The organism is Pseudomonas sp. P42 (genome assembly GCF_017973755.1).
Classification (GTDB): domain Bacteria; phylum Pseudomonadota; class Gammaproteobacteria; order Pseudomonadales; family Pseudomonadaceae; genus Aquipseudomonas; species Aquipseudomonas iridis.
Map to the genome: position 1 here is coordinate 486,125 of NZ_JACOPU010000001.1, position 12,756 is coordinate 498,880.

The 12,756-nt window shown below is 60.3% G+C and carries 14 protein-coding genes; 12 read left to right on the top strand and 2 right to left on the bottom strand.

Annotated elements, in window-relative coordinates; all coding sequences use genetic code 11:
• Positions 1-55: 55 nt before the first annotated feature.
• From H8B20_RS02360 to H8B20_RS02405, 10 genes are all read left to right on the top strand, one after another.
• The gene (locus tag H8B20_RS02360; RefSeq protein ID WP_008072643.1) at positions 56-427 is read left to right on the top strand and encodes a chemotaxis response regulator CheY; all 372 of its coding nucleotides are present in this window, start codon (positions 56-58) and stop codon (positions 425-427) included.
• A 22-nt stretch (positions 428-449) separates the two neighbouring features.
• Positions 450-1,238, top strand: a complete 789-nt coding sequence (locus H8B20_RS02365) for a protein phosphatase CheZ (RefSeq protein WP_042558244.1) — start codon at positions 450-452, stop codon at positions 1,236-1,238.
• Positions 1,239-1,274: 36 nt separating this feature from the next.
• Positions 1,275-3,512 carry a chemotaxis protein CheA gene (locus tag H8B20_RS02370; protein WP_042558245.1) on the top strand — a complete coding sequence of 746 codons (2,238 nt, stop codon included), beginning with the start codon at positions 1,275-1,277 and terminating at the stop codon, positions 3,510-3,512.
• A gap of 49 nt (positions 3,513-3,561) precedes the next feature.
• On the top strand, positions 3,562-4,713 hold the full coding sequence (locus tag H8B20_RS02375; protein WP_210622245.1) for a protein-glutamate methylesterase/protein-glutamine glutaminase: 1,152 nt from the start codon (positions 3,562-3,564) through the stop codon (positions 4,711-4,713).
• Positions 4,713-5,453, top strand: coding sequence for a flagellar motor protein (locus H8B20_RS02380; protein WP_042558247.1), 741 nt, complete (start codon positions 4,713-4,715; stop codon positions 5,451-5,453). The genes H8B20_RS02375 and H8B20_RS02380 overlap by 1 nt, the downstream gene beginning before the upstream one ends.
• Before the next feature lie 15 nt (positions 5,454-5,468).
• Positions 5,469-6,359, top strand: a complete 891-nt coding sequence (gene motD, locus H8B20_RS02385) for a flagellar motor protein MotD (RefSeq protein WP_210622246.1) — start codon at positions 5,469-5,471, stop codon at positions 6,357-6,359.
• A gap of 43 nt (positions 6,360-6,402) precedes the next feature.
• The gene (locus H8B20_RS02390; protein ID WP_042558249.1) at positions 6,403-7,191 is read left to right on the top strand and encodes a ParA family protein; all 789 of its coding nucleotides are present in this window, start codon (positions 6,403-6,405) and stop codon (positions 7,189-7,191) included.
• A 117-nt stretch (positions 7,192-7,308) separates the two neighbouring features.
• Positions 7,309-8,259, top strand: a complete 951-nt coding sequence (locus H8B20_RS02395; RefSeq protein WP_210622247.1) for a CheW domain-containing protein — start codon at positions 7,309-7,311, stop codon at positions 8,257-8,259.
• 86 nt (positions 8,260-8,345) lie between these two features.
• Positions 8,346-8,831, top strand: a complete 486-nt coding sequence (locus H8B20_RS02400) for a chemotaxis protein CheW (protein WP_042558251.1) — start codon at positions 8,346-8,348, stop codon at positions 8,829-8,831.
• Entirely contained in the window at positions 8,832-9,224 is a 393-nt protein-coding gene (locus H8B20_RS02405) for a DUF2802 domain-containing protein (RefSeq protein WP_047300282.1), read from the top strand.
• Positions 9,225-9,325: 101 nt separating this feature from the next.
• Here the strand turns inward: H8B20_RS02405 and H8B20_RS02410 are convergent, their stop codons facing one another.
• Complete coding sequence (locus tag H8B20_RS02410) at positions 9,326-9,655, bottom strand: EscU/YscU/HrcU family type III secretion system export apparatus switch protein (RefSeq protein ID WP_047300283.1); 330 nt, start codon at positions 9,653-9,655, stop codon at positions 9,326-9,328.
• Positions 9,652-11,226, bottom strand: coding sequence for a flagellar hook-length control protein FliK (fliK, locus tag H8B20_RS02415; protein ID WP_210622248.1), 1,575 nt, complete (start codon positions 11,224-11,226; stop codon positions 9,652-9,654). Before fliK ends, H8B20_RS02410 begins: the two co-directional genes overlap by 4 nt.
• A 197-nt stretch (positions 11,227-11,423) precedes the next feature.
• Here fliK and ccmA point away from each other — a divergent pair, with 197 nt between their 5' ends.
• Both ccmA and ccmB read left to right on the top strand, forming a co-directional pair.
• The gene (gene ccmA, locus H8B20_RS02420) at positions 11,424-12,059 is read left to right on the top strand and encodes a cytochrome c biogenesis heme-transporting ATPase CcmA (protein WP_210622249.1); all 636 of its coding nucleotides are present in this window, start codon (positions 11,424-11,426) and stop codon (positions 12,057-12,059) included.
• On the top strand, positions 12,056-12,724 hold the full coding sequence (ccmB, locus tag H8B20_RS02425; protein ID WP_007919970.1) for a heme exporter protein CcmB: 669 nt from the start codon (positions 12,056-12,058) through the stop codon (positions 12,722-12,724). The genes ccmA and ccmB overlap by 4 nt, the downstream gene beginning before the upstream one ends.
• Positions 12,725-12,756 lie beyond the last annotated feature (32 nt).

Sequence of the window (12,756 nt, forward strand, 5' to 3'; positions counted from 1 at the left end):
GCGTCCAGGTGCTGGGCGCGTTTAAGACTGCTTGGAGGTCGAATTGGACAAGAACATGAAAATCCTCATCGTTGATGACTTCTCAACGATGCGGCGGATCATCAAGAACCTGCTGCGCGATCTGGGGTTCACCAACACCGTCGAGGCTGACGATGGCATTACCGCCATTCCGGTTCTCAACAGCGGCAGCATCGACTTTCTGGTAACGGACTGGAACATGCCGGGCATGACCGGTATCGACCTGCTGCGTCACGTGCGCGCCGATGAAAAACTCAAGCACCTGCCAGTGCTGATGGTGACCGCTGAAGCCAAGCGCGAGCAGATCATTGAAGCAGCCCAGGCCGGTGTAAACGGCTATGTGGTGAAACCCTTCACGGCCCAGGCGTTGAAAGACAAAATCGAGAAGATTTTCGAACGCATCGGTTGAGAAACTGCGCCACGGGGGAGCTATGGACCACAAAGAATCTTCACAGGGCGATTTTGAATCGACCCTGAAAAAACATGCGGTCGAACTGGTCGAAAGCCTTGAAAAGGGCAGGTTCGGTGACGCTGTGCAATTGATCCATGAGCTCAATCAGACCCGTGACCGTGGCCTGTACCAGGAAGTTGGCAAGCTCACACGTGAACTGCACAGTGCGATCGTCAATTTCCAGATTGATCCGAACATGCCGCAGGCCGAGGAAGTGTCGCAAATTACCGACGCCACCGAACGCCTGGGCTATGTGGTCAAGCTGACGGAAGCCGCGGCCAACCGCACCATGGATCTGGTGGAAAGCGCCACGCCGGTGGTCAATGGTCTGGCTGATGAAGCTCAGGCCTTGAGTACCGATTGGGGTCGCTTCATGCGTCGTGAGGTCGGGGCCGAAGAGTTCCGCGAACTGGCGCGCCGGGTCGACGGTTTTCTGTCACGCAGCAGCACGGGCAACCGTGCGGTGTCGAGCAATCTGAACGACATCCTGCTGGCTCAGGATTACCAGGACCTCACCGGTCAGGTGATCAAGCGTGTGACCCAACTGGTCACCGAAGTCGAAAGCAATTTGCTCAAACTCGTGCTCATGGCCAGTCAGGTGGACCGCTTTGCGGGCATCGAACATGACCGTGCGGCGATGCTCGCTGAAAAAGATCCACAAAAACATCTCTCGCAGGGTGAAGGTCCGCAGATTCATGCCGATAAACGAGAAGACGTTGTGTCCGGTCAGGACGATGTGGACGATTTGCTATCCAGCCTTGGATTTTGAGTTTTAGGTTTTTAGACCTGTAGGAGCACCCCCTTAATGAGCTTCGGCGCCGATGAAGAGATCCTTCAGGATTTCCTGGTTGAGGCCGGCGAGATTCTTGAGCAGCTGTCAGAACAATTGGTCGAGCTGGAAAGCCGGCCGGATGATGCTGATCTGCTCAACGCAATTTTTCGCGGTTTCCACACTGTAAAAGGGGGCGCCGGCTTCCTTCAGCTCAATGAGCTGGTTGAGTGCTGTCACATCGCCGAAAACGTGTTCGACATCCTGCGAAAGGGTGAGCGTCGCGTTGATTCAGAACTGATGGACGTTGTGCTTGAAGCGCTGGATGCGGTGAACGGCATGTTCACCGAAGTGCGCGAGCGCAGCCCGATTACGGCGGCTACGCCTGAGCTGCTGGCCGCCCTGGCGCGTCTGGCCGAACCGCAATCGGCTGAAGCCGAAGCGGTTGAAGAAGTCGTCGAGGCACCGGTTGCCGAAAGCGATTCGGGCGACATCACCGATAACGAATTTGAACAGTTGCTGGACTCGCTGAACGCCGTCAAGGCTCAGGCCGAAGCCCCGGCGGCTGCCGCTGCGCCTGCTGCAACTGAAGCGGCCAGCGATGAAATTACCGATGCCGAGTTCGAGTCGTTGCTCGATCAACTGCACGGCAAAGGCCAGTTCGCGGTTGATGCTGTGGCCCCTGCGGCGGCGGCTCCTGCGGCACCGGCCAAGGGCGACAGCTCGGACATCACCGACGACGAATTCGAAGCGCTGCTCGATCAGTTGCACGGCAAGGGCAACTTTGCCGTTGATGCGCTGGAATCGGCGATTGCCGCGGTGCCTGCGCCTGCTGCTCCGGCAGCGGCTGCGGCCGGCAGCGATTTGATCAGCGATCACGAATTCGAATCGCTGCTCGACGAACTGCACGGCAAAGGCAAGTTCACTGAAGTAGGGACCGCGTCTGCCGGCAGCACTGCCGCCGTCGCAAAACCTGCCGCCAAGGCCCCGGCCGCAGCGCCCAAGCCTGCGCCGAAAGCCGAATCGCCAAAACCTGCCGCCGCTGCTGCACCGGCTCCGGCCCGTGCGCCAGCGGCGCCACCGCCGGAAAAACCGGCCAGCGAAGCCGAAACCACCGTACGGGTCGACACCGCGCGTCTCGACGAAATCATGAACATGGTCGGCGAGCTGGTGCTGGTGCGTAACCGTCTGGTGCGCCTGGGTCTGAACAGCGGCGACGAAGCCATGCAAAAGGCTGTGTCGAACCTCGACGTGGTCACGGCTGACTTGCAGACCGCGGTGATGAAAACGCGGATGCAACCGATCAAGAAGGTCTTCGGGCGCTTCCCGCGTCTGGTTCGCGATCTGGCTCGTCAGCTCAAGAAAGAAATCAATCTGGAACTGGTCGGCGAAGAAACCGACCTCGACAAAAACCTTGTCGAGGCCTTGGCCGATCCGCTGGTCCACTTGGTGCGCAACGCGGTCGACCACGGCATTGAGTCGCCGGAAGAACGCGAAGCTTCGGGCAAGGCCCGTGGCGGCAAAGTGGTGTTGGCCGCCGAACAGGAAGGCGATCACATCCTGCTGTCGATTTCCGATGACGGCAAAGGCATGGACCCGAACGTCCTGCGCGCCATCGCGGTAAAACGCGGTGTGATGGACAAGGACGCAGCCGATCGCCTGAGCGATACCGAGTGCTACAACCTGATCTTTGCCCCTGGGTTCTCGACCAAGACCGAGATCTCCGACGTGTCTGGCCGCGGTGTCGGCATGGACGTGGTGAAGACCAAGATTTCCCAGCTCAACGGTTCGATCAACATCTACTCGACCAAGGGCCAAGGCTCGAAAATCGTCATCAAGGTGCCGTTGACCTTGGCGATCATGCCGACGCTGATGGTCATGTTGGGCAATCAGGCGTTCGCGTTCCCGCTGGTCAACGTCAACGAAATCTTCCACCTCGACCTGTCGACCACCAACGTCGTCGACGGTCAGGAAGTGGTGATCGTGCGGGACAAGGCCTTGCCATTGTTCTACCTCAAGCGCTGGCTGGTCAGCTCCGCCGCTCACGAAGAGCAGCGCGAAGGCCATGTGGTGATCCTTTCGGTGGGCACCCAGCGGATCGGCTTCGTCGTCGATCAACTGGTCGGCCAGGAAGAAGTGGTCATCAAGCCATTGGGCAAAATGCTTCAGGGCACTCCGGGCATGTCCGGCGCCACCATCACTGGTGACGGCCGTATCGCGCTGATCCTTGATGTTCCGAGCATGCTCAAGCGTTACGCCGCACGGCGTATTTGAATCCGGGGCGGCGGGGCGATGACGCTCCGCTGCACCTAATGGAGTGTTTATGGCAGTCAAAGTCCTGGTGGTGGACGATTCGGGTTTTTTCCGCCGCCGCGTCTCGGAAATTCTTTCAGCAGATCCGAGCATCCAGGTTGTCGGTACGGCAACCAACGGTAAAGAGGCGATCGATCAGGCCATGGCGCTCAAGCCTGACGTGATCACCATGGACTACGAGATGCCAATGATGGACGGCATCACGGCAGTGCGGCACATCATGCAGCGCTGCCCGACCCCGGTGTTGATGTTCTCCTCGCTGACCCACGAAGGCGCCCGGGTAACCCTGGATGCGCTGGACGCCGGCGCGGTGGATTTCCTGCCGAAGAATTTCGAAGACATCTCGCGTAATCCCGAGAAGGTCAAGCAACTGCTGTGCGAAAAGGTGCATAGCATCTCGCGCAGTAATCGTCGTTTCAGTGCTTACAGCGCACCTGCGCCTGTTGCTGCTCCAGCCCCTGCGCCGACTCCGGCCTCGGCTGCATCGAGTTTCAGTAGCCAAAGCAGCCACACCAGCAGCACACCGGCACGCCCGGCACCTGCTCCGGCGCCGACCCGCACGCCGGCTGCAAGTGCTTCGTCGCCGGCACCGAAACGCAAGGCCTACAAACTCGTCGCTATCGGTACATCGACAGGTGGCCCGGTTGCGCTGCAACGCGTGCTGACGCAGTTGCCGGCGAATTTCCCGGCGCCGATCGTGCTGATCCAGCACATGCCGGCGGCGTTCACCAAAGCCTTTGCCGAGCGTCTGGACAAGCTCTGCCGCATCAGCGTCAAGGAAGCCGAGGATGGCGACATCCTGCGTCCGGGCCTGGCGCTGCTGGCACCGGGTGGCAAGCAAATGATGATCGACGGCCGTGGGGCGGTGAAAATCCTGCCGGGCGACGAGCGTCTGAACTACAAGCCGTGCGTGGACATCACCTTCGGTTCTGCAGCCAAGTCGTACGGCGACAAAGTTCTGGCGGTCGTGCTGACCGGCATGGGCGCCGACGGCCGTGAAGGCGCGCGCCTGCTCAAGCAGGGCGGCAGTTCGGTGTGGGCACAGGATGAGGCAAGCTGCGTGATCTACGGCATGCCGATGGCCATCGTCAAAGCCGACCTCGCTGACGCGGTGTACGGTCTGGACGACATCGGCAAGCACATCGTCGAGGCGTGTATCTGATGGATGTTCTAAGCCTTATCGGGATCATCATGGCGTTCGTCGCCATCATCGGCGGCAACTACCTGGAAGGTGGTCACCTCGGTGCGCTGGCCAACGGCCCGGCGGCACTGATCGTAATAGGCGGCACCATCGGTGCCGCGCTGTTGCAATCGCCGATGAGCGCGTTCAAGCGCGCGATGCAGATCCTCGCGTGGATCTTCTTTCCGCCACGCGTGGACCTGGCTGGCGGCATCGACCGCGTGGTCAATTGGAGCCTCACTGCGCGCAAGGAGGGCTTGCTCGGGCTGGAAGGGGTGGCTGACGCCGAACCTGACAACTACTCGCGCAAAGGCCTGCAACTGCTGGTCGATGGCGCCGAGCCGGAAGCGATCCGCAGCATCCTCGAGGTGGATTTTTACACCCAGGAAGCGCGCGATATCGAAGCCTCCAAAGTCTTTGAAAGCATGGGTGGCTACGCGCCAACCATCGGCATCATCGGCGCGGTGATGGGCCTGATCCACGTGATGGGCAACCTCGCCGACCCGACGCAACTGGGCAGCGGCATCGCCGTGGCGTTCGTTGCGACGATCTATGGTGTGGCCAGTGCCAACCTGATCCTGTTGCCGGTAGCGGCCAAACTGAAGTCCATCGCGTTGCGGCAGTCGCGTTATCGCGAAATGTTGTTGGAAGGGATCTTGTCGATCGCCGAAGGTGAAAACCCGCGCTCTATCGAGCTGAAGCTTCAGGGCTTCATGGATTGATGGGGGTAATGGACTATGGCTCGTCGCAGGCATCAGGAAGAACACGTTAATCACGAGCGCTGGCTCGTGTCCTACGCCGACTTCATTACGCTGCTGTTCGCTTTCTTCGTGGTGATGTACTCGATTTCGTCGATCAACGAAGGCAAGTACAAGGAAATTTCCGAAGCGCTGGTCGGGGTCTTTACCGACTCCGACCGCGCGCTCAAGCCGATCCAGATTGGCGACGAGAGACCGAAGACCGTGACCCCGGCCAAACCGCTGGTCAAGGACGCCGAGCAGGTTGACGCCGGTATCGCCGGCGCCAGCGATCCGCTGAAAAGCATTGCCGACGACATCAGCGCCGCATTCGGTGACCTGATCAGCTCCAACCAGATGACTGTGCGCGGCAATGAGTTGTGGGTCGAAATCGAACTCAACTCCAGCCTGTTGTTCGGCAGCGGCGACGCCATGCCGAGCGACATCGCCTTCAACATCATCGACAAGGTTGCAGCGATCCTCAAACCGTTCGACAACCCGATCCACGTCGAAGGTTTTACCGACGACCAGCCGATCCGCACCGCGCAGTACCCGACCAACTGGGAGCTGTCCTCGGCGCGCTCGGCGAGCATCGTGCGCATGCTGGCGATGCAGGGCGTCAATCCCGGTCGGCTGGCCTCGGTGGGCTACGGCGAATTCCAGCCAGTAGCGAATAACGCCACCGCCGAAGGCCGGGCGAAAAACCGTCGCGTGGTGCTGGTGGTGTCGCGCAATCTGGATGTGCGCCGCAGCCTGACGGGTACCGGAACCGCTCATGCGCAACCGGACGCCGCACTGAAGCGCGCTGGCACACAAACTGCACCGACCCCGGTCAAGACGCCGGGACGCGAGAGTGCCGTCAATTCTCCGTCACCCGCATTAATACGCTGAGCCATGTCTCGGCCGAGCATCTCGGTCGGGAGGAACGAACTGAATGAGAGTCTGGGCAGTCGCCAATCAAAAGGGTGGGGTCGGTAAAACCACCTCTTCCATCGCTTTAGCCGGATTGCTGGCCGAGGCGGGCAAGCGCGTGGTCGTGGTCGATCTCGACCCGCACGGCTCGATGACCAGCTATTTCGGCTACGATCCCGACAGCCTGGAACACAGCAACTACGACCTGTTCCTGCACAAGGGCAGCGTGCCGCAAGGCTTGCCCGGGCAGTTGCTGCTGTCGACCAGTGACGAACGCATTTCCCTGCTGCCCTCGAGCACCGCACTGGCGACGCTTGAGCGCCAGTCGCCTGGGCAAAGTGGCCTGGGGCTGGTGATCGCCAAGAGTCTGGCGCAGTTGTGGCAGGACTTTGATTACGCGGTCATCGACAGCCCGCCGTTGCTCGGCGTGCTGATGGTCAACGCCCTCGCGGCGAGCCAGCAGTTGGTGATCCCGGTACAGACCGAGCACCTGGCCGTTAAAGGCCTGGAGCGCATGGTCAACACGTTGGCGATGATCAACCGCTCACGCAAACAGGCGCTGCCGTTCAGCATCGTACCGACGTTGTTCGACCGCCGTACTCAAGCGTCGATGAGCACCTTGCGCGTGCTGCGCGACAAATTTCCCGACGATATCTGGCAGGGCTACATCCCGGTCGATACCCGTCTGCGCGACGCCAGCCGCGCGGGTGTCACGCCGTCGCAATTCGACGGCAAGAGTCGTGGCGTGCTGGCTTACCGCGCGCTGCTCAAGCATCTGTTGGCGCAACAACTTGTTGCGCAGGTGGCTTGAGATGATTTTGCCCTGTGTAGGAGCTGCCGCAGGCTGCGATCTTTTGATCGGGTTTTGTGGCGCTTCTGAAAAGATCAAAACATCGCAGCGTTCCGCAGCTCCTACAGGGGGTTGTGTATGAATCGGCCGGTGAAGATGACCTCCAAGCCGCAGATGGCGTTGCAGTCCTATCTGGACAGCTTGTTGGAGGAGATCCCGGACGAGTTGCCAGTGCAGGTCGCTTCCCAGCCCGAGGTGATTGAAAGCGCCGAAGCGCTGGATGAATTCCAGGCGGCGGTGCTTGAAGAGCAGGCGCGCGATGCCGAGAAAGCAGCCAGAGCTGTTGCGCCGGTCGCTGCGCCCGCCCCGGTGGCCAGGGCGCCCGTGGTGTTGCTCGAAACGGCTGAACCTGTGCGCGTGGTATCGACCCTTGCGCCGCTGCTGCAAACGCAGTTGCTGCAAGCTGTGCCTGAACCCATCGAGCCAGAGCCAGTGCCAGAAGCGCCAGCGGCCGAACCGGTTGTTCAAGCGCTCGTCACGCCGCTGGTGGAAGTGCATCTGCCGCCAAGCAACACACCGCCGCCGGTCGACACCGACGGCCGTCCGGCCTGGGCCTCCGAAGCTTTCGAATGCCTGCTGTTCGATGTCGCCGGGTTGACCCTGGCCGTGCCATTGGTGTGCCTGGGCTCGATCTACTCGCTGGCCGGTCACGAGTTGACGCCGCTGTTTGGTCAGCCGGAATGGTTCCTCGGGATTCTGCCGAGCCAGGCCGGCAACCTGAAAGTTCTGGACACCGCGCGCTGGGTCATGCCGGATCGCTATCGCGATGATTTCCGTCAGGGCTTGCAGTACGTGATTTCGGTACAAGGTTACGAGTGGGGCCTGGCGGTGCATCAGGTCAGTCGTTCGTTGCGTCTTGATCCGAATGAAATCAAATGGAGAAGTCACCGGGGTCAGCGGCCATGGCTTGCCGGCACCGTGATTGAACACATGTGCGCCTTGCTCGATGTCGCAGCTCTTGCGGAGTTGATCGCCAGCGGCGGGGCAAAGCACATGCCCGGCAGTAAGCCGAACCACAAACCGATTTAACACTTACATAACAGACAAGCACCGGCATACGTATGGCGGGGCACGGAACATACACCGCCAGTGGCGGTACTTCGAGGGGCTAGGGTATGAACGACAAGGCGACGGCGGCAAAGGGTTCTGAAGATCCGATCCTGCAATGGGTGACCTTCAAGCTGGACAACGAAACCTACGGCATCAACGTGATGCGCGTTCAGGAAGTGCTGCGCTACACCGAGATCGCTCCGGTGCCGGGTGCGCCAAGCTACGTGCTGGGCATCATCAACCTGCGCGGTAACGTGGTCACCGTGATCGACACCCGTCAGCGCTTCGGCCTGAGCACCGGCGAGATCAGCGACAACACCCGTATCGTCATCATCGAAGCCGACAAGCAAGTCGTCGGCATCATGGTCGACAGCGTGGCCGAAGTGGTTTACCTGCGTCAGTCGGAAATCGAAACGGCGCCAAACGTCGGTAACGAAGAGTCGGCCAAGTTCATCCAGGGCGTGTGCAACAAGAACAACGAGTTGCTGATCCTGGTCGAGCTGGACAAGATGATGAGCGAAGAAGAGTGGTCGGACCTGGAGAACATCTGATTGATTCTCGAAGTTGCGGTCATTGTCCTGTTCCTCTTCTGGGCAGGCACGCTGGCAATGTTTCTGGCGTACATCAAGGCGCAGCGGGTGATCGCTGCGCAACAGGCCGAGGGTGATGCGCTGCGTGATCAGCGCATCAAGGAACTGGCCAAGCGCGTTGACGATTATCAGAACGGTAATGTGCGCATGGGCGAAGCCCTGCACGAGCTGCGGGCGGTAGTCGGTCCGTTGCCGGACAAAATCGTTCAGCTGGAACAGCGTGATCCATCCAGCCTGTCGTTCGCCCAAGCGGCGAAACTGGTGGGGATGGGCGCGAGCGTTGATGAGCTGACTCAGTCCTGTGGCTTGACCCAGGCTGAGGCGGAGTTGATGCGTAAGCTACACAAGAACTGAAGCAAGCAAGATCAAAAGATCGCAGCCTTCGGCAGCTTCTACATCGGAATTCGCATTTCCCTGTAGGAGCTGCCGAAGGCTGCGATCTTTGCTTTTACGGCTTAATAATCATCGCCGCGCTCGGTGATGTCCTTCTCGACCATCGGTGCATCCGGGTCGTGTCCCTCGGGGAATTTCCCCTTCAGATTCCACGCAAACGCGATGATCTCGGCGATGGTGCGGTACAGCTCTTCGGGAATGCTGTCGCCCAATTCCATTCGCGCCAACAGTCGCACCAGTTCGGCGTTCTCATAGATCGGCACTTCACAGTCGCGGGCGATCCGCAGGATTTCTTCGGCCAGTTCGTCATCACCTTTGGCGGTGAGCGTCGGGGCGTGGTTGCCGTCGTACTTGAGGGCGATGGCCTGGCGTGGAGCGGTGGCGTCATTCATGCGGTTTCATCAACCCAGCGGTGGTCGAGACGGGTTTGATTGCCTTGCGGCGGGGTGCCGTGGTGGCAGTCGATATCACCAACGTTGAGCCCACGATCCAGCAGGCGCTGGCGCAGCGCGAACAGGTTGTTTTCGATCAGATCAGCGGTGTACGGCCGTTCAGCCCACAACTGGCCCGACAGGCTGCCGGCGATCAGTTGCGCCTGAATCTGCATCGGCCCGAGCGGCTCCATGTCGAACGCCAGATCGACGCGCCACAGTTGTTGTTTCGGCTCGCGTTCGTCGCGGCGCTCGTTCGGTTGCGGTTCTTTCTCCGGCGCTTCTTCGCGCTGGAACTTGACCTGCAACGGCACGATGTCTTGCAGGTTGCGCATGGGGATTTCCAGCTGCCAGGTGCTGAGCAGCCGCCCGTCATCGGTGACGCCAGTCTGTTCCAGGCTCGACAACTGATGGCTTTGCAAACGCGAGATGGCAGCAGCAGCGAGGCGCAGCAAATGCTCCAGATCACCTTCGCCGTCCTGGCTTTGCAGCAAACGGTCGGGCAGCGGGAAGCTGCTGGGTAGCGGTTTGGCGCTGACCTGGCCCAGCATGCCGAGGGCGTTGCGTACGAAACTCGGCATCGCCTGTGCGAGGGTGTTGGCGGCGATGATGGCGTTGAAACTGGTGCTGCTCGGCAGGCCCGGTGTCAGTTGCGCGACCAGTTTGAGCAGATCGGCTTTCATGTCCGGTGCCAGCGTCGGGGTTTGTCCGGTCAGCAGTTTGGCTTCGAGAAACATGCCGCTGTTGGCCAAGGCCTGTGCGACGCCTTTGGCGGTGCTCAGCTGTTGCACGTTCGGCAGGCTGGCGAGCAGGCGATCTACCGCAGCGCGTAAATCTGTCGACGTTTGATCGGTGTTGGCTGGCAGGTTTTGCAGCGCGTTCAGCAAACCGGTCAATGAAGCCTGACGACCTTGCTGGCCGACCAGTTGCTGGCTCACCGCCAATTGCTCCTGACGACTGCTCAGCGGCAGGAATTTCAACGTTTGCGAATCTTCTACCAACGCCGAGAGCAGGGTGCCGATGCGCAGTGGCTGCGGGCTGTCGATGGTCAATGTGCTGCCGCTCAAGGCGGTGTTGAGCATGCTGACCATCGAACGAAACACCGTCGCTTGCCCCGGCGTTTGCGGGAGCACCTGCGAAGTCAGCACCTTGCCTTGCAGCAGGGTGCCCACCGGCAATTGCGCCGTATCGATGCGGGTGAGGGCGGCAACGCTGCTGGCAATGGCCTGTTGCACGGTAATCGCCAGGTTTCCCGCAGACGGCTGAGTGATCGCCAGACTGGTGCCTTGCGCCAGCGGTAGATTGCTGGTCGCTTGCACCGTGGTTTGGCGACCGCTGTCCAGCGTTACCTTGAGCAGCAGTTCAAACGTCTGATCCGCCTGCTTGAGCGACAACACCTCAGCCTTGGCGCTCTGGCCGGTCCCGATCAAGCCTTCGACCGGTGTCAGCAGCTTGAGCAACTCGCCGACCTGCGGGCGAACGGTCGCCGGGGTGGTCGTCGGGAGCGGGAGGATGTTCATTTCGCCTGTCATACGCGGACACAACCTGAGGAAATTGCACTCTTGAGAGTAAGGCACGACATGTATAATGCCGCCCGTCTTGCGCTTCGTTCAAAAAACATAGCAATTGTTTGACGCAGCTCTCTAGATCGAGCCGTCATTGCATTTATGCTGCATCTCTTTAACGGCCGCGCCAGAGCCGACTTGAACCGTATAAGGCCCGTGATCCCTTGACCAGTCCTGTCCTGCAAACCGTTGCCCTCGCGTGTGAACGTGACCTGAGGCTGCTCTTCGAAAATCTCGAATTGCGACTCGTCAGCGGCAATATGGTGCAGATCAGCGGCCCCAACGGCAGTGGTAAAACCAGTTTGCTGCGTTTACTGGCCGGTCTGATGCAGCCGACCGAAGGTCAGGTCTTGCTCAATGGTCAGCCATTGACCGAGCAACGCAGTGAACTGGCGCGCAATCTGTTGTGGATCGGCCATGCCGCCGGGATCAAGGACTTACTGACCCCGGAAGAGAACCTGTCGTGGCTCTGCGCCCTGCATCATCCCGCCGAACGCGATGCGATCTGGCAAGCACTGGCAGCGGTAGGATTGCGCGGATTCGAAGATGTTCCCTGCCACAGTCTTTCTGCCGGTCAACAACGCCGCGTGGCGCTGGCGCGTCTGTATCTCGATAGCCCGCCGCTGTGGATTCTCGATGAGCCGTTTACCGCCCTCGACAAGCAGGGCGTGGCGCAACTTGAAGAACATCTGGCCGGACACTGTGAGCGCGGCGGTCTGGTGGTGTTGACCACGCACCACACCCTGACACGGATGCCTTCGGGTTATCGCGACATTGATTTGGGGAACTGGGCAGTATGAGCGTGTTCGGCCTGCTGGTTGCCCGTGAATCCCGACTGCTGTTTCGCCGCCCGGCGGAGCTGGCCAATCCACTGATTTTCTTTGCCATCGTCATCGCCTTGTTCCCGCTGGCCGTCGGCCCGGAAACTCAAGTGTTGCAAAACCTGTCCCCGGGGTTAGTCTGGGTGGCGGCGCTTTTATCCGTGCTGCTCTCGCTGGACGGGCTTTTCCGCAGTGATTTCGAAGACGGCTCTCTGGAGCAGTGGGTCCTTTCGTCGCACCCGCTGCCACTTCTGGTTTTGGCCAAGGTGCTGGCACACTGGCTCTTTTCCGGGCTGGCGCTGGTTTTGCTCTCACCCTTGCTGGCGTTGATGCTCGGCTTGCCTGCTGCCTGTCTGCCGGTATTGCTGCTGTCATTGCTGCTGGGTACCCCGGTGCTGAGCTTGCTCGGCGCGGTGGGCGCGGCGCTGACTGTGGGTTTGAAGCGTGGCGGCCTGTTGCTGGCGCTGCTGATTCTGCCGTTGTACATCCCGGTGTTGATCCTCGGCAGTGGCGCCTTGCAGGCAGCCTTGCAAGGCATGCCGGCGACCGGTTATCTGCTGTGGCTTGGGAGCCTGACCGCCCTGGCGATAACCCTGACACCCTTTGCAATAGCGGCTGGCCTGAAGATCAGCGTCGGCGAATAATAATGAGGTCTGGTTAAAAATTAACCGCTTTT

Excerpts from the sequence above, each read along its gene's own strand:
- H8B20_RS02360 (WP_008072643.1), top strand. The coding sequence starts at position 56 with ATGAAAATCCTCATCGTTGATGACTTCTCAACGATGCGGCGGATCATC.
- H8B20_RS02365 (WP_042558244.1), top strand. The coding sequence starts at position 450 with ATGGACCACAAAGAATCTTCACAGGGCGATTTTGAATCGACCCTGAAA.
- H8B20_RS02370 (WP_042558245.1), top strand. The coding sequence starts at position 1,275 with ATGAGCTTCGGCGCCGATGAAGAGATCCTTCAGGATTTCCTGGTTGAG.
- H8B20_RS02375 (WP_210622245.1), top strand. The coding sequence starts at position 3,562 with ATGGCAGTCAAAGTCCTGGTGGTGGACGATTCGGGTTTTTTCCGCCGC.
- H8B20_RS02380 (WP_042558247.1), top strand. The coding sequence starts at position 4,713 with ATGGATGTTCTAAGCCTTATCGGGATCATCATGGCGTTCGTCGCCATC.
- motD (WP_210622246.1), top strand. The coding sequence starts at position 5,469 with ATGGCTCGTCGCAGGCATCAGGAAGAACACGTTAATCACGAGCGCTGG.
- H8B20_RS02390 (WP_042558249.1), top strand. The coding sequence starts at position 6,403 with ATGAGAGTCTGGGCAGTCGCCAATCAAAAGGGTGGGGTCGGTAAAACC.
- H8B20_RS02395 (WP_210622247.1), top strand. The coding sequence starts at position 7,309 with ATGAATCGGCCGGTGAAGATGACCTCCAAGCCGCAGATGGCGTTGCAG.
- H8B20_RS02400 (WP_042558251.1), top strand. The coding sequence starts at position 8,346 with ATGAACGACAAGGCGACGGCGGCAAAGGGTTCTGAAGATCCGATCCTG.
- H8B20_RS02410 (WP_047300283.1), bottom strand. The coding sequence starts at position 9,655 with ATGAATGACGCCACCGCTCCACGCCAGGCCATCGCCCTCAAGTACGAC.
- fliK (WP_210622248.1), bottom strand. The coding sequence starts at position 11,226 with ATGACAGGCGAAATGAACATCCTCCCGCTCCCGACGACCACCCCGGCG.
- ccmB (WP_007919970.1), top strand. The coding sequence starts at position 12,056 with ATGAGCGTGTTCGGCCTGCTGGTTGCCCGTGAATCCCGACTGCTGTTT.